The following is a 24,864-nucleotide window of genomic DNA, read 5'->3' on the forward strand; positions in this document are numbered from 1 at the left end:
GTGCTGTTTCATATTTTAGGCACGGCGCTCTAAACCAAAACACACTCACCGCAGCAGCTCCCGCATCGCGCCGTCCAGCCCCTCCAGCGTCAGGGGGAACATGCGGTTGTTCATCAGGCGTTGCAGGATGCGGGTGCTTTCCGAATAGTCCCAATAGTGGCGCGGGGTCGGGTTCAGCCACACCGCCTTGCTGTAGACCGACAGCAGGCGCTGCATCCACACCTGCCCGGCCTCCTCGTTCCAATGCTCGACGCTGCCGCCGGGATAGACGAGTTCATAGGGGGACATGGCGGCGTCGCCGACGAAGACCAGCTTGTAATCCGCCGGGTAGGTGTGCAGGACGTCGAAGGTCGGGGTGCGTTCCACATGGCGGCGGGCGTTGTCGCGCCAGACGCCTTCATAGACGCAGTTGTGGAAATAGAAATGCTCCAGATGCTTGAACTCGCCGCGCGCGGCGGAGAACAGCTCCTCGACCAAGCGGATGTGGTCGTCCATGGAGCCGCCGATGTCCAGAAACAGCAGGACTTTCACCGAATTGTGCCGCTCCGCCACCATTTTCAGGTCGAGCCAACCGGCGTTGGCGGCGGTGGCGCGGATGGTGCCGGGCAAATCCAACTCGCTGGCCGCGCCGGTGCGGGCGAATTTGCGCAGGCGGCGCAGGGCGACCTTGATGTTGCGGGTGCCGATCTCCACCCCATCGTCGAGGTTTTTGAACGCGCGCTTGTCCCACACCTTGACCGCGCGGCGGTGGCGGCTGTCGCGCTGGCCGATCCGCACGCCCTCCGGGTTGTAGCCATAGGCGCCGAAGGGGGAGGTTCCGGCGGTGCCGATCCATTTGGAGCCGCCCTGGTGCCGCTCCTTCTGCTCGGCCAGCCGTTGGGCCAGCGTTTCCATCAGCGTGTCCCAGCCGCCCAGCGCCTGGACCTGCGCCTTTTCCTCGTCGGTCAGGAAGCGTTCGGCCAGCTTGCGCAGCCAGTCTTCGGGGATGTCGGCGACGGGGACCGCGTCGGCGCCGTCCGCCGCCGCGTCGGCCAGCCCGTGGAAGGTCGCGCCGAACACGCGGTCGAAACGGTCCAGATTGCGCTCGTCCTTCACCAAACAGGCCCGGCTGAGGTAATAGAACTCTTCGACGCGGAAGGACGCGACGCCGCGCTTCATGGCCTCCATGAGCGTCAGGTACTCCGTCAACGACGCCGGCACGCCGGCCTTGCGCAGATCGAAGAAGAAACGGGTGAACATCGGCGGTCCTTCGCGCGGGGCAACGGGCGAAGCGTAGCGCCGAAACGGAAAGAACGCCATGAGCCTGCATCAGCCCCAACAGGGCGCTCCCCTGTTGGATTTCGCCCGCGCCCTGGATTTCGCGGCGCACAAGCACATCGACCAGCGCCGCAAGGGCGTGCGCGCCGAACCCTACGTCAACCATCTGTCCGAAGTGGCCCTGCTGGTCGCCGAGGCGACGGAGGGCAAGGATTCCGTGTCGGTCATCGCCGCCCTGCTGCACGACACGCTGGAGGACACCGACGCCAGCTATGAGGAGATCGAGCGGCTGTTCGGCGAGGAGGTGGTGCGCGTGGTCGCCGAAACCACCGACGACAAGCGCATGTCGAAGGCCGAACGCAAACAGCACCAGATCGACGCCGCGCCCACCGCGTCCAACCGGGCCAAGCTGGTGAAGCTGGCCGACAAGGTGTCGAACCTGCGCTCCATGGCCGCCAGCCCGCCCGCCGATTGGCCGCTGTCGCGCAAGATCGAGTATTTTGAATGGGCCTTCGCCGTGGTGAAGGGGCTGCGCGGCGTCAACCCCCGGCTGGAGACTCTGTTCGACCGCGCCTATCACGACGGTCTGGCCGAGCTGCGCGGCGAAGGGGTGTGAGGGCCGGGGGCTGGGGACGGGAGCGGGGGAATTTCGCAAGCGATTGACATCGCGCAATGCGGCTCCATCACGGAACGCTTATGGAGGAGGGACCACGCTGCTGATGAACGCCGTCATCGCGACGGTCGAGGATGCCCGCCATGTCCCTGTCCCCCGACACGCTCACAAAACACGCCGATCCCCTGCCCCGCTCCGCCTCCGACGTGCCGCACGGCGCGCCGCAGGAGGATCCGGATCGGCATTGGTTCATCGACCGGGCCAAGGTCTACGCCGCCGACGTGCGGGGGACCTTCCGCCGCCTGAAATGGGCGGCGCTGGTCGTTCTGCTGGCGATCTATTACGTCACCCCCTGGATTCGCTGGGAGCGTGGTCCCGGCATTCCCGATCAGGCGGTGCTGCTCGACATGGTCGGGCGGCGGGCGTACTTCCTGTGGATCGAGATTTGGCCGCAGGAAATCTATTACCTGACCGGCCTGCTCATCATCGGCTGTTTCGGCATCTTCTTCGCCACCACCCTGTTTGGCCGGGTCTGGTGCGGCTACGCCTGCCCGCAAACGGTGTGGAGCGACCTGTTCATGTGGGTCGAGCGCAAGATCGAAGGGCCGCGCACCCAGCGCATCCGCCTGGACAAGGCGTCGATGACCGGGGCCAAGCTGGCGAAAAAGGCGCTGAAGCACGCCGTTTGGCTGTTCATCGCGGTGATGACCGGCGGGGCCTGGATCTTCTACTTCAACGACGCGCCGACGCTGGCGCGCGAGATCGCCTCGGGCGAGGTCGGCAGCGGGGTTCTGCTGTTCGCCGGGCTGTTCAGCTTCACCACCTATTTCTTCGCCGGTTGGGCGCGCGAGCAGATTTGCATCTATGTCTGCCCGTGGCGCAGCTATCAATCGGCGATGGTCGATGAGGACACCTTCCTCGTCACCTACGAGGATTGGCGCGGCGAAGGCCGCGCGCCGCTGCGCAAGTCGCAAAGCTGGGAGGAGCGCGCGGCAGCGGGACTGGGCGACTGCATCGACTGCAAACAATGCGTCTTCGTCTGCCCGACCGGCACCGACATCCGCAACGGCCAGCAAATCTCCTGCATCGGCTGCGGCCTGTGCGTGGACGCCTGCAACGACGTGATGGCGCAGATCGGGCGGCCCGGCAATCTCATCCAGTTCGACACCCAATCCAACCAGATCGCCAAGATCGACGGCTCGTCCGAACGGGTGCGGCTGGTCCGCCCGCGCACGATCATCTACTCGCTCATCATGCTGACGGTCGGCTGCGCCATGGCGATCGCCCTGTATCTGCGCCCGACCTTGGACGTCAGCGTCCTGCGCGACCGCGCGCCGCTGTTCGTCGCCCTGTCCGATGGGCAGATACAGAACGCCTACACCATCAAAATCCTGAACAAGACGACGATCCGCCGCGCCTACGCCGTGTCGCTCGACGGTCTGCCCGGCGCGGCCCTGTCGGTCGCCGGAGAGGCGATGACCGACAATGGCGGCGGCTCCACCCTGACCTTGAGCGCCGACGCCGATCAGGTGGCGACCTACCGCATCTTCGTGAAAGCCCCGTCCAGCGCGGTGAAATCCGGCTCCACTGACGTCGTCGTGCTGGCCAAGGACCAGGGCAGCGGCGAAATCGGCAAGCACCCCAGCGTGTTCATCGCGCCGTAAAACGGACGAGAGGACGGCGGCGTCCGTGTTGGGGCGTCGCCGTCTTTTGTGTGGACGGAGCGCGGCGGGTCCGTTTTGGGGTTTGACACCGATGAACACAGATGAACACCGATAAAATAAGACAATGAATTTTTCGTGGCTCAGCTCCCTCCAGAAAGATGACGCTGAACCACGTTCATCTGTGTTTGTTCATCTGTGTTTATCTGTGTTCATCGGTGTCAAAAAAAATCAGCCCGCCCAGGATGACGACGGCGGCGTTTGTGTTGGGGCGTCGCCGTCTTTTGTGTGGACGGAGCGCGGTGGATTCGTTTTGGGATTTGACACCGATGAACACAGATGAACACCGATAAAATAAGACAATAGTTTTGTTCGCGATTCAGATCCCTCCCCTCCTAAAGGCAGGAAACAATCCACGTTCATCTGTGTTTATCTGTGTTCATCGGTGTCAAAAAAAATCGGCCCGCCCAGGATGACATGACCAACAGGTCAACACATCATCCCAGACTGGCCGTTTGTCTTCACCACCAGCGCGTCGTCACGCGCTCAGCATGTCCAGCGCCTTTTGCAGCTTGTCGCGGGCTTGATCGGCGGCGGCGCGGCGGTCGCGTTGCTCCTCGATCACCTCGTCGGGGGCCTTGGCGACGAACTGTTCGTTCGACAGCTTGGCGTCGATCTTCTTGATCTCGCCCGCCAGCTTGTCGATTTCCTTGGTCAGGCGCGCCCGCTCCTTGTCGAGATCGACGATCCCCTCCAGCGGCAGCACCAGGGTGGCCTCGTCCTGCACGGCCTGGACCGCGCTTTTCGGCGTCGGGCCGACCAGCGGTTCGACGCTCGACAGGCGGGCCATGCGCAGGATCAGGTCGCGGTGGGTGGCCAGCCGCGCCAGGCTGCCGGGGCCGGCGTCCTTCAGCTTCAGCTCGATCTGGGCGGCGGGCGGCACGTTCATTTCGGAGCGCATGGAGCGGACCGAGGTGATGAGCCGCACCACCCAGTTCATTTCATCGCGCGCCGCCGCATCGACCAGATCGGCGCCGAATTCCGGCCATTCCGCCGAAATCAGCCGGTTGGCGCGGGACGGCGACAGTTGTTCCCACAGCTCTTCGGTGATGAAGGGCATCATCGGGTGCAGCACATGCAGGATCTGGTCGAGCACCCAGGCGGTGGTCGCGCGGGTTTCCGCCTTCGCCGCCTCGTCCGTTCCGGCCAGGATCGGCTTGGTGAACTCCATGTACCAGTCGCAGAAATTGCCCCAGGTGAACTGGTAGGCCGCGTTCGCCGCCTCGTTGAACTTGTAGGCGTCGATGGCGTCGGCGACCTTCTTGGAGGCGTCGGCCAACTCACCGACGATCCAGCGGTTCACCGTCTGCGTCAGCCCGACCGGGCGGTAGTCCGCCACCGGCTCGCAGCCGTTCATCTGGCAATAGCGCGCGGCGTTCCACAGCTTGGTCGCGAAGTTGCGATAACCCTCGACCCGGTTCACCGCCAGCTTGATGTCGCGGCCTTGCGCCGCCATCGCCGACAGGGTGAAGCGCAGGGCGTCGGTGCCGTATTCGCCGATGATCTCCAGCGGGTCGATGACGTTGCCCTTCGACTTCGACATCTTCTGGCCCTTTTCGTCACGGACGAGGGCGTGGATGTAGACGGTGCGGAAGGGGACGTCCTTCATGAAATGCAGGCCCATCATCATCATCCGGGCGACCCAGAAGAAGATGATGTCGAAGCCCGTCACCAGAACGTCGGTCGGGTAATAGCGATCCAACTCCGGCGTCTGGTCGGGCCAGCCGAGCGTCGAGAAGGGCCACAGCGCCGACGAGAACCAGGTGTCGAGCACGTCGGGGTCGCGCGTCAACTCGACATCCGACCCGTAATGCTTGGCGGCGGCGGCGCGGGCGGCGGCCTCCGTCTCTTCGACGAAGAAGGTTCCGTCCGGCCCGTACCAGGCCGGAATCTGATGGCCCCACCAGATCTGGCGGCTGATGCACCAGGGCTGGATGTTGCGCATCCACTCGTAATAGGTGTTTTCCCACTGTTTGGGCACGAACACCGTCTTGCCGGTCTCCACCGCCTCGATGGCGGGTTTGGCCAGGGTGGCGGCGTCCACATACCACTGGTCGGTCAGCCAGGGTTCGATGGCCACGCCGGAACGGTCGCCGTGCGGCACCATGTGGGTGTGCGGCTCGATCTTCTCCAGAAGCTCCAGGGCTTCCAGCTCGGCGACGATCTTTTTGCGCGCCTCGTAACGGTCGAGGCCCTGGTAAGCCTCCGGGACATTCTCGTTCAGGCGGGCGTCGCGGTCGAGGATGTTGATCGCCTCAAGATTGCAGCGCTTGCCGACCTCGAAATCGTTGAAGTCGTGCGCCGGGGTGATCTTGACCGCGCCCGATCCGGTGGCCGGATCGGCGTATTCGTCGCCGACGATGGGAATCAGGCGACCGACCAGCGGCAGGCGGACATGCTTGCCGATCAGATCCTTGTAACGCTCATCCTCGGGATGCACGGCGACGCCGGTGTCGCCCAGCATGGTTTCCGGGCGGGTGGTCGCCACGACGATGAAGCGGCCCTCTTCCCCGTCGATGGGGTAGCGGAAGTGCCAGAGGTTGCCCTTGATCTCCTTCTGCTCGACCTCAAGGTCGGAGATGGCGGTGTGCAGCTTCGGATCCCAATTGACCAGCCGCTTGTCCTTGTAGATCAGGCCCTGGCGGTGCAGCTCGACGAACACCTTGGCGACGGCGCGCGACAGCCCTTCGTCCATGGTGAAGCGCTCTTTCGCCCAATCCGGCGAGGCGCCCAGGCGGCGAAGCTGGCGGGTGATGGTTCCGCCCGATTCGGCCTTCCATTCCCACACCTTGTCGATGAAGGACTCGCGGCCGAAATCATGGCGGGTCTTGCCGTCCTTGGCGAGGTTGCGCTCCACCACCATCTGGGTGGCGATGCCCGCATGGTCGGTGCCGGGCTGCCACAGCGTGTCACGGCGGCGCATGCGGTTGTAGCGGACCAGCACGTCCTGCACGGTGAAGGTCAGCGCGTGGCCCATGTGCAGGCTGCCGGTGACGTTCGGCGGCGGCATCATGATGGTGTAGGGCTTGGCGTTCGACCGCGTGTCGGCGGCGAAAGCGCCCGATTCTTCCCACAGGCGGTAGTGCTTTTCCTCGACCTCGGCGGGCCGGTACGTCTTTTCCAACATCACCAGAAACTTTCGCTCAACATCTCATGTGAATAACGGCGGCGGCGGAGTCGTCAGAATTTCTGCGACCGGCGAATCATGCGGTCGATTTCCTGCTGCACCAGCCGTTCGACCACCGTCGGCAGATTTTCGTCCAGCCATTCCTTCAACAGCGGCCGCAACAGCTCGCGCACGACGTCCTCCACCGTGCGGATGCCGATGGGCATCGGGCCGATGGACAGATCGTCGCCCAACTCGCGCGCCAGATGGGTCAGATGGTGCGAGGCGTCGTCCGCCGTGCGGCGGGAAATCAGCCCGTCATCCTCCACCATCGTCCGGCGGCGCGGGCGCGGCGGCGGCGGCGGCTCGTCATCCTCGAAATCGTCGAAGGCGGGCGGCGGCGGGCGGCGCGTCGGACGCGGCGGCGGCGGCGGCTCCTCCGGCTCGTCGAACATCGTCGGACGCGACGGCGGTTCCGGGAAGGCCGGTTCGTCCTTCCAGGGGTCGGGATCCGGCGCGCCAAAATCCGGCATGTCGGCGACGGGATCGTCGTCGACCATCTGGGTCAACTCCAGCACGTCGTCGTCGTCGTCCTCCATCATCGGGGGAGGTGGCGGCGGCGGGGGCGGAGGCGGCGGTGGGGGGGGCGGTGGAGGCGGCGGCGGGGGTGGAGGCGGCGACGGGGATTCCGATTTCGCAGGCTCGCCGTCCTCGGAAATGATCCGACGGATGGAGGCGAGGATTTCCTCCATCGATGGTTCTTGCTGGCCCTTATCGCTCATCGTGGCAACCCAAGACGTCAACCTGCCCCGAACCTAGGGCAGACCCGAACAAAAAGCCACAATACAAAAACGGCCCGCTTTCGCGGGCCGCTTTGATCGATCACTCCACCGAGGTGCCGATCCATTTTCCTCGGGTCTTTTCGTAATTCGCCTGAGGATCGTAATACTCGACCGGCAAATTCAGGTGTTGGGCGGTCAATTGCCCCGTCGCCGCGATGACATTGAAGGCCGCGACCATTTCATCACGCTGCGCGCGCACCAGATTGACCCGGCCATTGAGCAGTTCTTGCTCTTGGTTCAACACGTCGAGCACGGTGCGCGACCCGACCTGCGCCTCTTGCCGCACGCCTTCCAAGGCGATTTGCGCCGCCTTGATCTGCGCCGAATAGGATTCGATGCTGGCGCGGGCGGTTTGCAGCGACTGCCAGGAGCTGATGGCGCTTTCCACCACCTGGCGGCGGGATTCTTCGATCTGCAAGCGCGCCTGATTCGCCGTCTGCTTGGCTTCGCGCACCAGCGCTTCGGGCAGGCCCGCCTGATAGATCGGGATCGTCACCTGCGCTGTGATCGACGCGCTGTCCGTCCGCTTCAGCTCAATGCCGGACGAGCGGCCCGGATCCAGCGTGCGGGTGCCGCTGGCCGACAGACCAACCGACGGCAACAGCTTGCCATATTGTTGATCGACCGCCGCCAGTTGGGCCGCTTCCGTGTAGCTTGCCGCCAGAACATTGGGGTTGTTGCTGCGCGCCAACTCCACCAGATCGTCCATCGTCTTGGGCAGTTTGAAGGCGGGCTTCGGCGCCTTCAGTTCGCCCGGAGGCGCGCCGATGATCCGCTCGTAGGTGGCGCGGGCGCCCTTGAGCTGCCCCTCCGCCGAGATCTTGGTGGCGACGGCCAAGGCCAAACGCGACTCGGATTGGCTGACGTCGGTGCGGGTGTATTCGCCAACGCGGAAGCGGTCGCGGGCGGCGTCGAGCTGGCGGCGCAACACCTGCTCGTTGTTGGCCTGAAGCTGGTAGACGGCCTGATACTGGACGATGTCCAGATAGGCCTGGGCGGCGGTCAGCAGCACAGACTGCTCGCTGGAAATCAGCGAGGCCCGCTGCGATTCCACCAGACGCTCCGCCCGGCGAACCGCCGGGGCGACGGTGGGGTCATACAAGGATTGCGAGGCGGTGAGGCTCGCGGCCTTGCTGCTCGCTTCCGATCCGCTCGACCCGCCGCTGTATTTGCTGTCGCTGGTCGAACGGTTGACGCCCAGCGTGGCCTTGGCGGTCGGGCGATAGCCGGACAGCGCCTGCGGCACGCTTTCGTCCACCGCGCGCAACCGGGCGCGCTGCGAGCCGAGCGTCGGGTTGTTGGCGTAGGCCTGCGCCAACGCCTGCTCCAGGGACTGGGACCAGGCGACGCCGGACCCGCCACCCAGAGTGACGGTCAGAGTCAGGGCCGTCGCCAAGCAATGGCGCGCAAAACGGCTTCGCACAGTCATCTTCAATAGACCTTCATGTTCGGGTCGATTCGGCGCGCCCAGGAATCCACGCCACCATCGAGATTGATGGCGCGTCCATATCCCTTGGACCGCAGCCACATGGTGACTTGCGCGCTGCGTCCGCCGTGATGGCAGACGACGACGATGTCACGATCCGTCGGCAAATCCGCCACCCGACCCGGCACGCCGTTCATCGGGATCAGCAGACTGCCGTCAATCGCGCACAGCGCATGCTCCCACGGCTCGCGCACGTCCAGAAGAAGGAGGTCGTCCCCCACCTTGCGGCGACGGTCCAACTCCTCAACCTCGATCTCAAACGGCACAGCCATGGGGATTCACTTTCGCGCAAGCCTACCGACGACGGTAACGCAGAACCGATCAGATGTGAACTGCACGGTTCAGTTCAAGACGCCTTTAGAACACAAACGACGCTTTTTTCTCAAAGCCCGGCAGGGCGTGCGGCTGGGCTTCGAACAAAATACGGCTGGAGAGCACGCCGCCGACGCGCTGGAACAGACGAACTTCGCCGACTCCGCGCGCGTCCTGGACGATGGCGACCAACCGGCCATCCTCGGCGAGCTGGTCGGCCAGAGCCGCCGGAACCTCGGGAATCGTGCCTTCAATGACGATGACGTCATAGGGGCCGCCGTCGGCATGGCCAACGGCCATCGGGCCGGTGACGGTCGTGGCGTTGGTCACGCCCTGGGCCGACAGCGCGGCGGCGGCGGCGGCGGTCAAAGCGGCGTCGCTGTCCAGCCCGACCACCGACGCGGCGAGCTTGGCCAGAATCGCCGTCGAATAGCCGCCAGCCCCGCCGACGTCGAGAACCCGGTCGCTCTCCTGAACGGACACATATTGCAGCATCCGGGCGAACACCATCGGCTCCAGCAGATAACGGCCATGGCCGATGGGCAGATCATCATCCACATAGGCGACGCCGCGCGCGGATTCGGGGACGAAGGCCTCCCGTGGCGTTTCGGACAGAGCATCGACGAGGCGATGGTCCGTGACCTTGTTCGGACGAATCTGTCCTTCGACCATGAAAAAACGGGCGGCGGCGAAATCGGTCATGGCGATCGCTTATGGCTTTGTTGTGACGGCGCCGGCACCAAAAGCCGAACAAGGGACGGCTTCCTGCCAACGCGGTTATATACCCGGAAAACCCACAAAAACACAACGCCGCACCGCAGCCAAGAGCGCGATCAATCCAACGCGCTCGTGTCGCTCAGCCATTGGCGCGCGGTGGCAAGTCGGCTAGAGTGCCGCCCGAAAATTCGTATGGGACCGTTGGAATGAACCGCTGGCGCTGGCTGAGAGGGGGGATCGTGCTGGTCGGCGTGACCACGCTCGCCGCCTGCGTCCAATCCGGCGGGGGCGGCGTCGGCTTGCCGACCAGCGGCGTCTACACGGTTGGAAAGCCCTATCAGATCAGCGGCGTGTGGCATTACCCCGCCGAAGATTACCGCTATGACGAAACCGGGGTGGCCTCCTGGTCCGGGCCGGAAGGCCATGCGAAAACCACGGCGAACGGCGAGATTTTTAACCCGGATGAGCTGACGGCGGCGCACAAGACCTTGCCGATTCCCAGCCTCGCGCGGGTCATCAACCTCGACAATGGCCGTTCCGTGGTGGTGCGGATCAACGACCGTGGCCCCAACGCCAACGGCCGGATCATCGACCTGTCGCGGCGCGGCGCGCAATTGCTGGGGTTCGAGTCCAGCGGTTCCGCCAAGGTCCGCGTGCAGATTCTGGCCGAGGAAAGCCGCGCCATCGCCGCCGCCGCCCGCCAGAGCACGCCGACGACCATCCTGGCGCAAACCGACGGCCCAACGCCAAAACCGGCGCCGCGCGGCATGATCGAGGCGGACAATCCGCTGGCCGGGCCGACCGTTGGCAGAGCACCGTCGCCCAGCCTGCTGGCGACGCCGGTGCCGCCGCCCGCGACGGTGGCGGGCGCGGTGGTCGGCGGGCGTTTCGTCCCCGCCCCCATCGTCGCCGAACTGCCGGTGAAGGGGCGCGAGCGTCTGTTCGTGCAGGTCGGCTCCCCCGGCAACGCCGAAAACGCCAACCGGATCCGCTCCCGCCTCGCGGCGCTCGGCCAGCCGGTCAGCGTGGCCGCCGCGCCCAGCGGCAAGCAAACCCTGCAACGGGTGCGGGTCGGTCCGCTGGACAGCGTGGACCGCGCCGACGCCCTGCTCGACCAAATCATTCAGGCTGGCCTTACGGAAGCCAAAATCGTGGTCGATTGATCGTCCGACTGGACGGATCGATCCTGTTTCCTCGGAGGAATGTTGCTATGCACGCTGTTGCCGTTCGCACCGGCGCCGTCTTCGGCTTGGCGGTCGCGCTGGCCTCGGCGGTTGTTGGGTTGGGGGTTGGCGGCGTTGGTTCGGCGCAGGCCGCCACCATCGACACCATCGCCAAGCAGGCGATCCTGCTCGACCTGACCTCGAACACCGTCCTGTTCGAGAAGAACGCCGACGAGCGCATGGCGCCGTCGTCGATGAGCAAGATCATGACCGCCTATCTGGTGTTCGAGGCGATCAAGGGCGGCCGCCTGACCATGGAGAGCACGCTGCCGGTGACGGAGCGGGCGTGGCGCATGCAAGGCTCCAAGATGTTTGTGGAGCTTCACAACAACATCAAGGTCGATGACCTGCTGAAGGGCGTGATCGTCCAATCCGGCAACGACGCCTGCATCGTGCTGGCCGAGGGGCTGACCGGATCGGAATCGGCCTTCGCCGAACAGGCGACGAAGCGGGCCAAGGAGTTGGGGCTGAAGGGCACCAACCTGACGAACGCCACCGGCTGGCCCGACCCGAACCATTACATGACCGCCCGCGATCTGGCGATTCTGGCCGAGCATCTCATCAAGGATTTCCCGGAATATTACCGTTATTACTCGATCCGGGAGTTCAAATACCACGGCATCACCCAGGGCAACCGCAACCCCCTGCTCTACCGGGGCATGAACGTCGACGGCATGAAGACCGGCCACACCGACGCGGGCGGCTATGGCCTGACCGCGTCGGGCGAGCGCGACGGCCGCCGTCTGCTGCTGGTGGTCAACGGCCTGCCCAGCATGCAGGCCCGCGCCGATGAATCGGCCCGGTTGATCGAGTGGGGTTTCCGCGAATTCGCCACCTACGCCCTGTTCAAAAGCGGCGAAACCATCGAGCAGGTTCCCGTTTGGCTCGGCGATCAAGACACGGTGCCGGTGTCGGTGCCGCGCGACCTGAACGTGACCATGGCGCGGGCCGACCGCGCGGGCATGAAGGTGGCGCTGGTCAGCAACGCCCCGGTCGCCGCCCCGATCAAGAAGGGCGACGTCGTCGGCAAGGTGGTGATCTCCGCCCCCGGCTTCCCCGGCAAGGAGGTTCCGGTCGTCGCCGCGCAGGACGTCGAAAAGCTGGGCTTCGTCGGCCGCGCCTTCGCGGCGGCCAAATACCTCGTCTTTGGCTCCAAGAGCTGACCGGCGATGAGCGCACCGCAAAAGGGCCGCTTCATCACGCTGGAGGGCGGCGAGGGCGCGGGAAAATCCACCCAACTCCGCCGCTTGGCCGAAACGCTGGCCAAGACGCTGGCCGCGCGCGGCATCGACGTCCTGACCACGCGGGAACCCGGCGGCTCCCAGGGGGCGGAGGAGATCCGCGCCCTGCTGGTGTCGGGCGACACCGGGCGCTGGGGGCCGGTGACGGAGGCGTTGTTGCACAGCGCCGCCCGCCGCGACCATCTGGAGCGCACGGTCTGGCCCGCGCTGGAGGCTGGGCGCTGGGTGGTGTGCGACCGTTTCTTTGACAGCACGATGGCCTATCAGGGCTATGGGTTGGGGCTGGGGCGCGAGCGGATCGCCGCCTTGCAGGCGCTGGCGCTGGACGGTTTCCGCCCCGACCTGACGCTGATTCTCGACATCGACGTCCAAACCGGCCTGCGCCGCGCCGTCGCCCGCGCCGGGGGAGAGGCCGGGGGTGAAGATCGTTACGAGCGCATGGATGTCGGCTTTCACGAGCGGCTGCGCCACGGCTTCCTCGACATCGCCGAACGGGAGCCGGAGCGCTGCGCCGTGATCGACGCCGACGCCGATGCGGACCATGTGCAGGCGCGGGTGTGGAACGCCGTGGCGTCGCGGCTGGGCTTGGCTTTGGAATCGGCCTCGTGAGCAAGGCCCGCGCCGCCGCAGACCCCGCCGCCGACGAGGGGCTGACGCCCCGCCGCAACCCCGATTTGACCGGCCAGGACGAGGCCGAACGGCTGTTGCTGGAGGCCTGGAACTCGGGCCGCCTGCCCCACGCCTGGCTGATTGGCGGCGCGCCCGGCATCGGCAAGGCGACTCTGGCCTACCGCTTCGCCCGCTTCGTTCTGGCGCAGGACGCCGATGGGGACGGGCTGTTTGGCGGCAGCGCCCCGGCGACGTCGCTGCATCTGTCCGCCAACCATCCGGCGTTCCGCCGCGTCGCCTCGGGCGGCCACGCCGATTTGCTGACGGTGGAGCGCCAGCGCGACGACAAGCGCAACCGGCTGAAGCGCGACATCGCCGTGGACGACGTCCGCAAGATCGGCCCCTTCCTGCACCGGACATCCGCCGAGGGCGGCTGGCGCGTCGCGGTGATTGACGGCGCAGATCGTATGAATGTCAGTGGCTTAAACGCCATTCTTAAGATTTTGGAAGAGCCGCCGAACAAGGCGTTGCTGCTGCTGGTCAGCGACAATCCCGGCGGCATGCTGCCGACCATCCGCTCGCGCTGCCGCAAGCTCGCTCTTAAAGCGTTGTCTGAAGACACCGTGGTCAAGCTGTTGATGGAACACCGTCCTGACATCCCGGCGGACGACCGTCCGGCGTTGGCCCGCCTGTCGGAGGGCAGCGTCGGCCACGCCATCGGTTTGGCCGACGCCGGGGGGCTGGAACTCTACCGCGCGATGATCGGGTTGCTGTCCGGCCTGCCCCGGCTGGACATCGCCGCCGCCCACGCCTTCGGCGACACGCTGACCCGCAAGACCGACGACGGCGTCTATGAGACGGCGACGGAACTGCTGGTCTGGTGGCTCGCCCGCTTCGCCCGCGCGCTGGCGCGCGGCGCCTGGCCCGCCGAGGTGGTGCCGGGCGAAGCCGCCCTGATGACCCGCATGGCCAACGCCCGCAGCCTTGAACGTTGGGTGGAGGTGTGGGAAAAGGTTCAACGCCTTTTCGCTCGTGCGGAATCCGCCAATCTGGACCGCAAGCAAGTGGTGCTGAACGCCTTGGCGGCGCTGGAAGCCGCCGCATCTTAAAGACTGTGCCGAACCACCCTCGGCAAGACAAACCCTCGGGAGAGCGCCGACAATGGCCGGGCCGAAGACTTTCTACCTGACGACGCCGATTTATTACGTGAACGACGTGCCGCACATCGGCCACGCCTACACCACGCTCGCCTGCGACGTCCTCGCCCGGTTCATGCGCCTCGACGGCTATGATGTGAAGTTTCTGACCGGCACCGACGAGCATGGCCAGAAGGTGGAGAAATCCGCCGAGAAGGCCGGAATCGCGCCGCAGCTCTTCACCGACCGGGTGTCGCAGACTTTCCGCGATCTCCTGTCGCTGATGAATTGCTCCAACGACGACTTCATCCGCACGACCGAGCCGCGCCACGTCGCCTCGGTCCAAGCGCTGTGGAAGGTGCTGGAGGAGCGCGGCGAGATTTATCTGGGCGCCTACGCCGGTTGGTATTCCGTGCGTGACGAGGCGTTTTATGGCGAGGACGAGCTGACCACCAGCCCGACCGGCAAGAAGATCGCCCCGACCGGCGCCGAATGCGAATGGGTGGAGGAACCGTCTTACTTCTTCCGCCTGTCGGCGTGGCAGGACCGCCTGTTGGCCTTCTATGAAGCCAACCCGGATTTCATCGCCCCCGCCGGGAAACGCAACGAGGTGATGGCCTTCGTCAAATCAGGCCTGAAGGATCTGTCGGTCAGCCGCACCACCTTCAAATGGGGCGTCCCGGTTCCCGGCAACGACGAACACATCATGTATGTGTGGCTCGACGCGCTGGCCAATTACATCACCGCCGTCGGCTATCCCAACACCGCCGAGGACGGCGATTACGCCAAATATTGGCCCGCCGACCTGCACATGGTCGGCAAGGACATTCTGCGTTTCCACGCCGTCTATTGGCCCGCCTTCCTGATGGCCGCCGGTCTGCAACCGCCCAAGCGGGTGTTCGCCCATGGCTGGTGGACCATCGAAGGGCAGAAAATGTCCAAGTCGTTGGGCAACGTCATCGCGCCGGACGCGCTGGTGAACACCTATGGCCTGGACCAGACCCGTTATTTCCTGCTGCGCGAGGTGCCGTTCGGCAACGACGGCGATTTCTCGCACAAGCAGATGGTGGCGCGGATCAACGGCAATCTGGCCAATGATTACGGCAACCTCGTTCAGCGCGTGCTGTCGATGATCGGCAAGAATTGCGGCGGCGTCGTGCCGACGCCAGGGCCGTTCACCGAGGCCGACAACGCTCTGTTGGGGGCCGCCTATGGGCTGCTCGACCAAGTGCGGGCGGAGATCAAGGTCCAGGCCTTCCACAAGGTGCTGGACGCCCTTTGGGCGGTGGTCGGCGACGGCAACCGTTACGTCGATGAGCAAGCGCCCTGGACGCTGAAGAAGACCGACCCGCCGCGCATGGCGACCGTGCTCTACGTGCTGGCCGAAACCATCCGCCATCTGGCGATCCTGACCCAGTCGGTCATGCCCGACGCCTCGGCCAAGATTCTCGACCAGTTGGCCTTGGGGCCGGACGCGCGCGGCTTCGCGAGTTTGGGGCCGTCGGGCGCGCTGGTGGCCGGAACGCCGCTGCCGACGCCGCAGGGCGTCTTCCCGCGCTTCGTCGAAGCCCCGCAGGAGTGAGCGACGGCCATGCTGGTTGACAGCCACTGCCACCTTGATTTCCCCGACTTCGCCGAGGAGCTGGACGCGGTGGTTCACCGCGCCCGCGCGGCGGGGGTCGGGCGCATGGTGACGATCTGCACCTATCTGACCCGCTTCGACCGCATCCTGGCGGTGGCCGAACGTTACGACGACATTCTGTGCACCGTCGGCGTTCACCCCCATCAGGCGGCGGAGGAGTTCGACGTCACCACCGTGGAGGCGCTGGTGGAGCGCGCCCGGCACCCGAAGGTCATCGGGCTGGGCGAAACCGGGCTGGATTATTTTTACGACAAAAGCCCGCGCGAGCAGCAGCAGGAGTGTTTCCGCCGCCACATCCGCGCCAGCCTGGACACCGGCCTGCCGCTGATCATCCACACCCGCGACGCCGACGCCGACACGATGCGCATCGTGAAGGAGGAAACCGCCGGGCAGACGGTGAAGGGGCTGCTGCACTGCTTCAGCTCCGGCCGGGCGCTGGCCGACGAGGCGTTGGACTATGGCTTTACCCTGTCGCTGTCGGGAATCGTCACCTTCAAGAAGTCCGAAGAGTTGCGCGACATCGTGAAGGACGTGCCGCTCGACCGCATCCTGGTGGAAACCGACGCGCCTTACCTCGCGCCGATTCCCTTCCGGGGCAAGCGCAACGAACCGGCCTACGTCGCCCACACCGCCGCCTGCGTCGCCGCGATCAAGGGGGTGAGCGCGGACGAGTTGGCGCGGATCACCACCGACAATTTCTTCCGGCTGTTCGACAAGGCCGTGGAACAAAAGGCGGCGGCATGAGCGAAGGCCGATCCCAGGACGTGATGCGCGTGACCGTGCTGGGCAGCGGCGGGTCGCGCGGCGTTCCGGTGATCGGCCCCGACGGCTGGGGGCGCTGCGACCCGGCCAACCCGAAAAACCGGCGGATGCGCCCGTCGATTCTGGTGGAGCAGGCCGGGGTCGCCGTTCTGATCGACACCTCCCCCGATCTGCGCCAGCAGTTTCTGGACAGCGGCTGCCAGCGGCTGGAGGCCGTGCTGTGGACCCACCAGCACGCCGACCACGCCCACGGCATCGACGAGTTGCGGGAAATCTGCCGCCTGATGCACGCGCCGCTCGACGCCTATGGCTGGGACGAGCATCTGCGCGACATTGAAATCCGCTTTCCCTATTGCTTCGAGCCGTTGAAGGCGGGCTATCCCTTTTACCGCCCCGTGCTGAACGCCCACCGCATCACCGGCCCCTTCGCCGTGAACGGCCTGCCGGTGACGCCGTTCGAGCAGGACCACGGCTATATGAAGACGGTCGGCTACCGCTTTGGCCGCTTCGCCTATTCCACCGACGTGGTGCGGCTGGACGAAGACGCCTTCGCGGCGCTCGAAGGCGTCGACACTTGGGTGGTCGATTGCGGACGGCTTGAACCACCCCACCCGGTGCACGCCCATCTGGCGCTGACCCTGTCCTGGATCGACCGGGTGCGACCCCGCCGCGCCTATCTGACCCACATGGACAACAGCATGGATTACGACCACCTCCGCCGCATCCTGCCCGACGGGGTGGAACCGGCCTATGACGGGATGGTGATTGAGGTTTGAAGCGCGCTGTTCGCCCACAGGCGACGGCTATCCTCCGGGCCGGTCAGACCCACCGATCATACTCCGCCTTCAGAAACCCATAGAGAGCGCCGCCCACCTTCAAGCGGTCGCCAACGGCAACCAACTGAGCGGGCGGGCGCGGCCCCAGACCGAGATACCACCGCACCGCCATCAGCAGCGCGGCGTGGGACGCGATGGGGCCGCTCAGCACGGCCACGGCGGCCGTGGACGAGTCCGAGGGGTTGAACTTCCATTTTTTGTCATAGGCCGTCAAAGCCGCCTGAACATGGTGGACAAGCGTTCTTCCGCTCTGGCCGATGCTGGGCGGAAGCGCGCTGTATTGTCCTGCGGCGCTTTCAAAGTGGGTGACGCCGCCCAGCGCTGGCAATGTTGGGCGAAGCGCCTTGTCGGGCCGATACGCCGCCGTGCGCAAGCCCGGCACCAAAGCCAACGCGGTCATCATCTCCGTTCTGGCTTGGTCGACAGCGCCCTTTCTGCTGTCGAAATCAGGCGCTCTTAGATTGTCTTTCAGGTACTGCACATCGCTTCTGATTTGTGCGTCCAATTCACCAGCGCGCCGGTATGTGTCCTGAAGCGCGGCGCGGTCTTGCGCGCCAATCGCCGTCGGCGGGTTCACCCGCGTGTGACCCGTCGTCGCGTCAACCTGGCTGTAACCGCCATTGCCCTTGACGACGCAGCGGACGCCTCTCAGCGCCAGCGCCGCCTGGAAACGGAACGCGTAGGTGTCAACACCGGCTCCCGTGGCGGTGTTGCACCCGTTCAAATAAATTTTTCCGGTGTAGGCGACCGACAACCCTTTGGACAGGACGAGATTCGCGAGCTGTTCCGGGGTAAGCCCGCCAAAACGCACAGCCGCCCCAGGCAACCCAGCGTCTTCAGGCGCCGCGCCATGGGCGTCGAGATAGAGGGTTTCGCCGTTGGCCAGGGCGCTCAACGGCGTTCCCGCCGCCGTCTCCAAACGCGGAGCCGCCGCGCCCGGAGCCAGCGGCGCCCCGACCTTGCTGTTGAGGATCGTCGCCATCGACGCCGCGATGGTGGAATCAACATTGCCGACGGCGAACGCCTGCTTGCGCTGGATCGCCGACGGCAGGACCGAACGCGGCGACAGGACGGGCCGGGGCATCGCCGGGCGGGCGCCTGAACCAACGGAAAAGCGTCGATTTGCGGGAGAAGGCGGCGGCATGGCTCTCCTTATCGGACGCTCAAGACGCGTTCTTCAAAACCGTGGCACAAGCAAAAACCGAGAGTCAACACACCCAAAAGGCGACTATGACTCCCTTCCAACCACCTCAATCACAGCGACCCGGATTCCTCCTCGCCGAATTGCAGGCGCGACAGGCGGGCGTAGGCGCCGTTGGCGGCGATGAGCGCGTCGTGGGTTCCCTGTTCGATGATGCGCCCGCCCTCCATCACCACGATGCGGTCGGCGTTGCGCACGGTGGCGAGGCGATGGGCGATCACCAGCGTGGTCCGGCCCTGGGTCAGACGCTCCAAGGCGCCCTGCACCAATTGTTCGGATTCGCTGTCCAGCGCGCTGGTCGCCTCGTCCAGCAGCAGGATCGGCGCGTCCTTCAGAAAGGCGCGGGCCAGCGCCAGACGTTGGCGCTCGCCGCCCGACAGCTTCACGCCCCGGTCGCCGATGACGGTGTCGTAGCCCTCGGGCAGCTTCATGACGAAATCATGGGCGGCGGCGGCCTTGGCGGCGGCGATCACGTCCTCAAGCGGCGCGTCCAACCGGCCAAAGGCGATGTTGGCGCGCACCGTGTCGTTGAACAGAACCGTGTCCTGGCTGACGATGGACACCGCCGCGCGCAGGCTGCGCAGGGTCGCCCCGCGCACGTCCTGGCCGTCGATGGTGACGCGCCCGCCGACGGTGTCGTACAGGCGTGGAATCAGGTTGAAGACGGTCGATTTTCCGGCGCCGCTGCGCCCGACCAGCGCCACCGTGCTGCCCGCCGGAACGTCCAGATCGACGCCCTTCAGGGTTTCCGCCCCGCTTTCGTAGGCGAAGCGCACGTCCTCCAGCGCCACCGCGCCTTTGGTCAGGGCCAGCGGCTTGGCGTTGGGCTGTTCCAGGATGGTCGGGGCCTGATCGACCAGTTCAAAGATGCGCTGGGCGGCGGCCAGCCCCTCTTGCAGGGCGGCGTTCAGCGTGCCGATGGCGCGCACCGGCTGGGCCGCCATCAGCAGCGCGCCGACGAAGCCGGAAAAGGCCCCGACCGACCCGTCGCCCGTCGCCATGCGGTATCCCGAAAAGGCGATGACGCCCGCCACGGCGATGCCGCCCAACACCTCCATCATCGGGTCGATGCGCGAGCGGGCGCGCGTCGCCTTCATGCTGAGGTCGTAATTGTCGTCAAAGGCGCGCGCGGCGCGGGCGCGCTCGTAATCCTCCAGGCAATAGGTCTTGACCATGCGGGCGCCCGACAGGCTTTCCGTCAACAGCGAGGTCATGTCCCCCATCTGCGCCTGGGTGTCGCGCGAGACGCGGCGCAGCCGCTTGCCGATCTGGACGATGGGAACGGCGGCGATGGGGTAAATCACGAAGACGATCAGCGACAGGAACCAGTCGAGGTAAAACATCGACCCGACCAGCGCGATCACCGTCAGAATGTCGCGCACCAGCCCGGTCAGGGTTCGCGACAGCGCGTTGCGGATCACGTCCACGTCGTTGATGAAACGCGAGGTCAGCGATCCCGTCGGCGCGGCGTGCAGTTGCGCCATGTCGGCGGTCAGCAGATGGCTGAACATCGACAAACGGACGTCGGAGATGATGCGCTGGACAATCTCGCTGGTGACGACGGTTTGGGCGTAGAGCGAGACGCCCTTGATGATCGTCACCAACACGATCAACGCCGGAATCACCAACGCCAGGCCGCGATCCTGCGCCGAGAACATGGCGTAAGACTGGTCGATCAGCAGCGGGTAGCCCCCGGTGGTCGCCGCGACCAGCGCCATCAGCAGGAAGGACAGCGCCAGCTTGGCCCGATAGGGCCGCACCCAGTCCCGCCACACCCGGCCCATCAACCGCTCGGTCGTCGCGTCCAGCCGCAAGGCCCCGCCGCTCGTCTTCGTCACAATCGCGCTCTCTCGTTCATCGTCGGGAGTCGCGCCGACTCCCCGCGCCGATGGCTTAACCGATCCCCTCCGGCTTTGTCCATCCGACGGCGCGGCTGGGATTTGTCGGAGGCCTATGATGGGGCCACTCCGCAGGTCGCCATGGTCTGGCTGGTGGAAGAACCGCTTTTCAGTGAACACCCCCTATCGACCCGTTAATGGTGCGTCAATGTCCGGTCGCCACCTTCTTTGGGAAAGAACCATTCTTACGGAAGAGCAGAGACATGCGCGGCTTTTCTTTGATCGCTTCCACCTTGTGCTTCTGCGCGTCTCCCGCGCTGGCGCAGGAGATTGCCGTCCTCTACAACGCGCGCCCGCCTTACGCGGTTGAGTCCGGCGGCGGCGTGACCGGCCTGATCGGCGACCCGGTGACGGCGGCGTTCAAAAAGGCGGGCGTTCCGTTCAAATGGGAAGCCTCGCCGATCAACCGCCAACTCTCCCAGATCAAGGACAGCGCCGCGCCGGTCTGCGGAGCCGGGTGGTACCGGAACGCCGAGCGCGAAGCCTACGCCCAGTTCACCGAGTCGGTGTATCAGGGCAAGCCGCACCTGATTTTGACCCGCAAGGACAGCGCGGCGGCCGGTCATCGCACCATCGACGCGCTGCTGGCCGATGCGAAAATCATCGTCCTGACAAAGGGTGGCCTGTCTTATGGCCCGTTCATTGATGAAAAGCTGGCCAAGGCCGCATCGGAAAAAAACGTGACGACCCAGGAAAACATCGGCATGGCCTCCATGATCGCGGCGGGGCGGGCCGACCTGATGTTCATGGCCGGGGAAGAGGGCGAAGAGCTGCTGAAAGCCCCGGAACTGGCGGGCAAGGGATTGATCCTGTCTCCGCTGGACGGCATGCCGCCCGCCGGAAAGCGCCACCTGATGTGCAGCCGCAGCGTCCCGGCGGCGGTGATCGAGGCGCTGAACCGGGCGATCACCACCCCGTAAATCCGGCCCATCGGTCGCCTCCCGGCATAGGCTCCCACGCGCATCCAAGTTTCGTTAACCACTGCGCGCCAAACTTGAGGGCAAGCGCGGGACAAAACGCGGTGTGAACGGCGGAGGGGGAAGCGGCCATGGCGATTGGTGGCAATCTGGGAAGCAATCAGGCGGGCGCCAACGGTCACGGCGCCGCCCATCCCCGCAACCGGCCCCGCATCGGCGTCGCGCTGGGCGGCGGCGTGGCGCGGGGGTGGGCGCACATCGGCGTGCTGCGGGCGCTGAAGCGTTATGGGATCGAGGCGGACATCGTGTGCGGCGCCTCGGTCGGCGCGCTGGTCGGCGGCATCCATCTGGCGGGCAAGCTCGACGCGCTGGAGCATTGGGTGCGCAACCTCAACCGCCTGAAGATCGTCGGCTATCTGGATTTGCGGCTGCGCCAGGGCGGCGGTTTGATCGGCGGCGACAAGCTGGTCGCCGAAATGCGCCGCCACATCGGCGACACCCGGATCGAGGAGTTGCCGGTCCCCTACGTCGCCATCACCACCGACCTCGTCACCGGCCATGAGGTGTGGGTGCAGGATGGCGATCTGGTCGAGGCCATGCGCGCGTCCATCTCCCTGCCCGGCGTGTTTCCGCCGGTGATGATCGACGGGCGTTGGATGATCGACGGCGCGCTGGTCAACCCGGTGCCGGTGTCGGCCTGCCGGGCGCTGGGGGCGCAGATGGTCATCGCCGTCAATCTGGCGGGCGACATTCTGGGCAAGGCGCGCAAGCCCGGCGCCACCGTGCCGACCGCCGCCGGATTCGACCTGTTGAAGCTGATCGACGAGGAGATGCCGGAAAGCCGGACCTCCTCCATGGTCGGGGCGCTGACCCGCCGCATCTTCCGCCGCGATTACGAGGGGCCGAGCCTGTTCGGCGTGATGGTGTCGTCGCTGGGCATCGTCACCGACCGCATCACCCGCTCGCGGCTGGCGGGGGAGCCGCCCGACGTCCACATCGCCCCGCGCCTGGGCCACATCGGCCTGACCGAGTTCGACCGCGCCGACGATTGCATCCGCGAGGGGGAGGCGGCGGTGGAACGCGCCCTGCCCGATTTGCACGACGCGCTGGCCGTTTTCGCCACCGGCCCACGGGAAAACGCCCACGATCCGGTTCGGCGCTGACGCCCCTAGCCGAAATGGTTAACCATTATTTTGCCGAAACGACCCACTACAGCTTGCGGATAAGGAGCGTTGCCGTCAAAATCATGTGGTTCCGCCGCATGGCGGCCCAATGACCATGGCGCGGGAGGCATATGGAGGCGGTCAGCTACATCATTCTGATCGGATCGACCCTGCTGATCGTCAGCGTTCTGACCAGCTATTTGGCGTTGCGGATCGGCGCGCCGCTGTTGCTCATCTTTCTGGGCATCGGGCTGCTGGCGGGCGAGGACGGCATCGGCCGGATCGCCTTCAACGATCCGCAGACCGCCTTTTTGATCGGGTCGATGGCGCTCGCCGTCATTCTGTTCGAGAGCGGATTCGACACCAAGCTGTCGAGCTACAAGGCCGCCGCCTGGCCCGCCATGACGCTGGCGACGGTCGGCGTCGGCATCACCACCGGCGTCATCGGCGCCGCCGCCCATTATCTGATGAATCTGCCCTGGGCCGAAGCGCTGCTGGTCGGCGCGGCGGTCAGCTCCACCGACGCGGCGGCGGTGTTCTTCCTGCTGCGGGTCGGCGGCATCACGCTGCGCGACCGCGTGCGCTCCACCCTGGAAATCGAATCGGGAACGAACGACCCGGTCGCCATCATGCTGACCATCATTCTGGTGGAGGCGGCGAGCCATGGTTGGGGGTCGCCCTGGCAGGTGGCCGAGGAGCTGATCCGTTCGGTGTTTTTCGGCGGAGCGTTGGGTTTGATCGGCGGCTGGCTCGTCGTCACCTTCATCAACAAGGCGCGCTTTGAAACCGGCATGAATCCGGTGGTGACGCTGACCTTCGCGCTGTTCCTGTTCGGCGGGGCCAACGTGCTGGGCGGCAGCGGCTATCTGGCGGTCTACGCCGCCGGTCTCTACGCCGGCAACGTCAAGCTGCGCGGCGCGCTGGAGCTGCGGCGCTTCCACGCCGGGCTGACCTGGCTCAGCCAGATCGTCATGTTCGTCATGCTGGGGCTGCTGGCCACCCCGCACGAGTTCGCCGACATCGCCCTGCCCGCTCTGGCCATCGCCTTTCTGCTGATTCTGGTCGCCCGCCCGCTGGCGGTGTGGATCTGCCTGCTGCCCTTCCGTTTCAGCGCCAACGAAACCACCTTCATCGCCTGGGTCGGGCTGCGCGGGGCGGTGTCGCTGCTGCTGGCGCTGGTGCCGGTGCTGGGCGGGCTGGACAACGGTCAGATGGTGTTCAACACCGCCTTCATCGTCGTCGTCGTGTCGCTGCTGGTGCAGGGCTGGACCATCGGCGCGATGGCGCGCTGGCTTGGCTTGATCGTCCCGCCGCGCCGTGGCCCGGTGGAGCGCGTCGAGCTGGAATTGCCCGGCAACGCCGATCAAGAGTTGGTCGCCTACACCGTCCACGCCAAAAGCCCGGCGGCACGCGGGCAACGGATGCCGCGCTGGGCGCGCCCGTCGCTGGTCATCCGCGCCGACATGGTGGTGCCGCTCTACAAGGCCAAGCCGCTGCAACCGGGCGACCATGTTTATCTCTTCGCCCCGCCCCACCAATTGCCGTTGATTGACAAGCTGTTCGGCGGTAGCCGAGCGCTGGACCAGGACGACCGGGAGTTTTACGGCGACCTCGTGCTCAGCCCTGACGCGACGGTGGAGCAGATCGCCGAGATGTACGGCCTGCCCCTGTCGCTGCCCAACGCCAAACTGACGCTGAGCGACCTGCTGCGCCACGAGTTCGGCGGATCCTGCGAGTTGGGCGACCGGGTCCGCATGGGCGACGTCGAGTTGATCGTTCGCGACATGGACGAGCGGGGCGTCACCTCCGTCGGCATGGCGCTGGAGCCGACCATGGCGACGAAGCCGCGCGTCCCCCTGTTCCGCCACCCGACGGAATTGGTCGGAAAATTGCGCAATTGGTGGGGAAAACAGTCGTTCCGCCGCTGGAAGCGTCGGGAACAGATGAAGGAACGGCGCGGCGACGGGGATTGACGCCGCGTCCCGCCATCAATCCCCAGGGCAACCAAGTCAGGGTGACGTGGTCGCAGTGCAAGACCGGAAAATGACATTGAACACGGATAAACACGGATGCCGACTGCGTCGGCCCACGGATAAACACGGATCAGGTGATGGTTTTTATCCGTGGATATCCGTGTTCATCCGTGTCTTAAGTCCGTCTTCCAGGTTGGCGACGTTTCGTT

Annotated in this window: 20 protein-coding genes; 12 read left to right on the forward strand and 8 right to left on the reverse strand. The window is 65.7% G+C overall.

The features are described 5' to 3' along the window. Positions 1-45: 45 nt before the first annotated feature. Entirely contained in the window at positions 46-1,239 is a 1,194-nt protein-coding gene (locus D3877_RS04825; protein WP_119830788.1) for a vWA domain-containing protein, read from the reverse strand. A 58-nt stretch (positions 1,240-1,297) separates the two neighbouring features. Between D3877_RS04825 and D3877_RS04830 the strand changes: the two genes are divergently transcribed. Continuing rightward, positions 1,298-1,873: an HD domain-containing protein gene (locus D3877_RS04830; protein ID WP_119829590.1), complete on the forward strand. Its 576-nt coding sequence runs from the start codon at positions 1,298-1,300 to the stop codon at positions 1,871-1,873. A gap of 140 nt (positions 1,874-2,013) precedes the next feature. After that, positions 2,014-3,534 (forward strand): cytochrome c oxidase accessory protein CcoG, encoded by a 1,521-nt coding sequence (ccoG, locus tag D3877_RS04835; RefSeq protein WP_119830789.1) that lies wholly within the window; start codon positions 2,014-2,016, stop codon positions 3,532-3,534. Positions 3,535-4,069: 535 nt separating this feature from the next. Here ccoG and D3877_RS04840 read toward each other — a convergent pair. From D3877_RS04840 to D3877_RS04860, 5 genes are all read right to left on the reverse strand, one after another. Beyond that, positions 4,070-6,718: a valine--tRNA ligase gene (locus tag D3877_RS04840; protein ID WP_199720699.1), complete on the reverse strand. Its 2,649-nt coding sequence runs from the start codon at positions 6,716-6,718 to the stop codon at positions 4,070-4,072. A 53-nt stretch (positions 6,719-6,771) separates the two neighbouring features. Continuing rightward, positions 6,772-7,479: a DUF2497 domain-containing protein gene (locus D3877_RS04845; protein WP_119829592.1), complete on the reverse strand. Its 708-nt coding sequence runs from the start codon at positions 7,477-7,479 to the stop codon at positions 6,772-6,774. Between the two features lie 100 nt (positions 7,480-7,579). After that, entirely contained in the window at positions 7,580-8,968 is a 1,389-nt protein-coding gene (locus D3877_RS04850) for a TolC family outer membrane protein (protein WP_119829593.1), read from the reverse strand. Between the two features lie 2 nt (positions 8,969-8,970). Next, positions 8,971-9,297 (reverse strand): rhodanese-like domain-containing protein, encoded by a 327-nt coding sequence (locus tag D3877_RS04855; RefSeq protein WP_119829594.1) that lies wholly within the window; start codon positions 9,295-9,297, stop codon positions 8,971-8,973. Between the two features lie 85 nt (positions 9,298-9,382). Beyond that, positions 9,383-10,039: a protein-L-isoaspartate O-methyltransferase family protein gene (locus D3877_RS04860; protein ID WP_119829595.1), complete on the reverse strand. Its 657-nt coding sequence runs from the start codon at positions 10,037-10,039 to the stop codon at positions 9,383-9,385. Positions 10,040-10,260: 221 nt separating this feature from the next. Between D3877_RS04860 and D3877_RS04865 the strand changes: the two genes are divergently transcribed. From D3877_RS04865 to D3877_RS04895, 7 genes are read left to right on the forward strand one after another with little or no spacing between them, the layout of a single operon-like run. After that, on the forward strand, positions 10,261-11,217 hold the full coding sequence (locus D3877_RS04865) for a septal ring lytic transglycosylase RlpA family protein (RefSeq protein WP_119829596.1): 957 nt from the start codon (positions 10,261-10,263) through the stop codon (positions 11,215-11,217). A gap of 47 nt (positions 11,218-11,264) precedes the next feature. Continuing rightward, entirely contained in the window at positions 11,265-12,440 is a 1,176-nt protein-coding gene (locus D3877_RS04870; protein WP_119829597.1) for a D-alanyl-D-alanine carboxypeptidase family protein, read from the forward strand. Between the two features lie 6 nt (positions 12,441-12,446). Beyond that, complete coding sequence (gene tmk, locus D3877_RS04875; RefSeq protein ID WP_119829598.1) at positions 12,447-13,127, forward strand: dTMP kinase; 681 nt, start codon at positions 12,447-12,449, stop codon at positions 13,125-13,127. Continuing rightward, positions 13,124-14,236, forward strand: a complete 1,113-nt coding sequence (locus D3877_RS04880) for a DNA polymerase III subunit delta' (RefSeq protein ID WP_119830790.1) — start codon at positions 13,124-13,126, stop codon at positions 14,234-14,236. Before tmk ends, D3877_RS04880 begins: the two co-directional genes overlap by 4 nt. Before the next feature lie 52 nt (positions 14,237-14,288). Then, positions 14,289-15,845 carry a methionine--tRNA ligase gene (metG, locus tag D3877_RS04885; RefSeq protein ID WP_119829599.1) on the forward strand — a complete coding sequence of 519 codons (1,557 nt, stop codon included), beginning with the start codon at positions 14,289-14,291 and terminating at the stop codon, positions 15,843-15,845. Positions 15,846-15,854: 9 nt separating this feature from the next. After that, the gene (locus D3877_RS04890; protein ID WP_119829600.1) at positions 15,855-16,649 is read left to right on the forward strand and encodes a TatD family hydrolase; all 795 of its coding nucleotides are present in this window, start codon (positions 15,855-15,857) and stop codon (positions 16,647-16,649) included. Beyond that, entirely contained in the window at positions 16,646-17,443 is a 798-nt protein-coding gene (locus D3877_RS04895; RefSeq protein WP_119829601.1) for an MBL fold metallo-hydrolase, read from the forward strand. The genes D3877_RS04890 and D3877_RS04895 overlap by 4 nt, the downstream gene beginning before the upstream one ends. Before the next feature lie 43 nt (positions 17,444-17,486). Here D3877_RS04895 and D3877_RS04900 read toward each other — a convergent pair whose 3' ends face one another. Then, the gene (locus D3877_RS04900) at positions 17,487-18,587 is read right to left on the reverse strand and encodes a hypothetical protein (RefSeq protein ID WP_119829602.1); all 1,101 of its coding nucleotides are present in this window, start codon (positions 18,585-18,587) and stop codon (positions 17,487-17,489) included. A 170-nt stretch (positions 18,588-18,757) separates the two neighbouring features. After that, the gene (locus D3877_RS04905; RefSeq protein ID WP_119829603.1) at positions 18,758-20,542 is read right to left on the reverse strand and encodes an ABC transporter ATP-binding protein; all 1,785 of its coding nucleotides are present in this window, start codon (positions 20,540-20,542) and stop codon (positions 18,758-18,760) included. A gap of 263 nt (positions 20,543-20,805) precedes the next feature. Between D3877_RS04905 and D3877_RS04910 the strand changes: the two genes are divergently transcribed. From D3877_RS04910 to D3877_RS04920, 3 genes are all read left to right on the forward strand, one after another. Next, positions 20,806-21,522, forward strand: a complete 717-nt coding sequence (locus D3877_RS04910; RefSeq protein ID WP_158599782.1) for a substrate-binding periplasmic protein — start codon at positions 20,806-20,808, stop codon at positions 21,520-21,522. 128 nt (positions 21,523-21,650) lie between these two features. Then, a complete protein-coding gene (locus tag D3877_RS04915; RefSeq protein ID WP_119829605.1) occupies positions 21,651-22,682 on the forward strand; it encodes a patatin-like phospholipase family protein in 1,032 nt (343 codons plus the stop codon). A 131-nt stretch (positions 22,683-22,813) separates the two neighbouring features. Next, on the forward strand, positions 22,814-24,655 hold the full coding sequence (locus D3877_RS04920) for a potassium/proton antiporter (RefSeq protein WP_119829606.1): 1,842 nt from the start codon (positions 22,814-22,816) through the stop codon (positions 24,653-24,655). Positions 24,656-24,864: the final 209 nt, after the last annotated feature.

Origin of the sequence: Azospirillum cavernae, from assembly GCF_003590795.1 — a bacterium.
Taxonomy (GTDB): Bacteria; Pseudomonadota; Alphaproteobacteria; order Azospirillales; family Azospirillaceae; genus Azospirillum; species Azospirillum cavernae.

Excerpts from the sequence above, each read along its gene's own strand:
- D3877_RS04915 (WP_119829605.1), top strand. The coding sequence starts at position 21,651 with ATGGCGATTGGTGGCAATCTGGGAAGCAATCAGGCGGGCGCCAACGGT.
- D3877_RS04850 (WP_119829593.1), bottom strand. The coding sequence starts at position 8,968 with ATGACTGTGCGAAGCCGTTTTGCGCGCCATTGCTTGGCGACGGCCCTG.
- D3877_RS04920 (WP_119829606.1), top strand. The coding sequence starts at position 22,814 with ATGGAGGCGGTCAGCTACATCATTCTGATCGGATCGACCCTGCTGATC.
- D3877_RS04900 (WP_119829602.1), bottom strand. The coding sequence starts at position 18,587 with ATGCCCCGGCCCGTCCTGTCGCCGCGTTCGGTCCTGCCGTCGGCGATC.
- D3877_RS04830 (WP_119829590.1), top strand. The coding sequence starts at position 1,298 with ATGAGCCTGCATCAGCCCCAACAGGGCGCTCCCCTGTTGGATTTCGCC.
- tmk (WP_119829598.1), top strand. The coding sequence starts at position 12,447 with ATGAGCGCACCGCAAAAGGGCCGCTTCATCACGCTGGAGGGCGGCGAG.
- D3877_RS04870 (WP_119829597.1), top strand. The coding sequence starts at position 11,265 with ATGCACGCTGTTGCCGTTCGCACCGGCGCCGTCTTCGGCTTGGCGGTC.
- D3877_RS04825 (WP_119830788.1), bottom strand. The coding sequence starts at position 1,239 with ATGTTCACCCGTTTCTTCTTCGATCTGCGCAAGGCCGGCGTGCCGGCG.
- D3877_RS04845 (WP_119829592.1), bottom strand. The coding sequence starts at position 7,479 with ATGAGCGATAAGGGCCAGCAAGAACCATCGATGGAGGAAATCCTCGCC.
- D3877_RS04910 (WP_158599782.1), top strand. The coding sequence starts at position 20,806 with ATGCGCGGCTTTTCTTTGATCGCTTCCACCTTGTGCTTCTGCGCGTCT.
- D3877_RS04840 (WP_199720699.1), bottom strand. The coding sequence starts at position 6,718 with ATGTTGGAAAAGACGTACCGGCCCGCCGAGGTCGAGGAAAAGCACTAC.
- D3877_RS04860 (WP_119829595.1), bottom strand. The coding sequence starts at position 10,039 with ATGACCGATTTCGCCGCCGCCCGTTTTTTCATGGTCGAAGGACAGATT.
- metG (WP_119829599.1), top strand. The coding sequence starts at position 14,289 with ATGGCCGGGCCGAAGACTTTCTACCTGACGACGCCGATTTATTACGTG.
- ccoG (WP_119830789.1), top strand. The coding sequence starts at position 2,014 with ATGTCCCTGTCCCCCGACACGCTCACAAAACACGCCGATCCCCTGCCC.
- D3877_RS04865 (WP_119829596.1), top strand. The coding sequence starts at position 10,261 with ATGAACCGCTGGCGCTGGCTGAGAGGGGGGATCGTGCTGGTCGGCGTG.
- D3877_RS04855 (WP_119829594.1), bottom strand. The coding sequence starts at position 9,297 with ATGGCTGTGCCGTTTGAGATCGAGGTTGAGGAGTTGGACCGTCGCCGC.
- D3877_RS04890 (WP_119829600.1), top strand. The coding sequence starts at position 15,855 with ATGCTGGTTGACAGCCACTGCCACCTTGATTTCCCCGACTTCGCCGAG.
- D3877_RS04895 (WP_119829601.1), top strand. The coding sequence starts at position 16,646 with ATGAGCGAAGGCCGATCCCAGGACGTGATGCGCGTGACCGTGCTGGGC.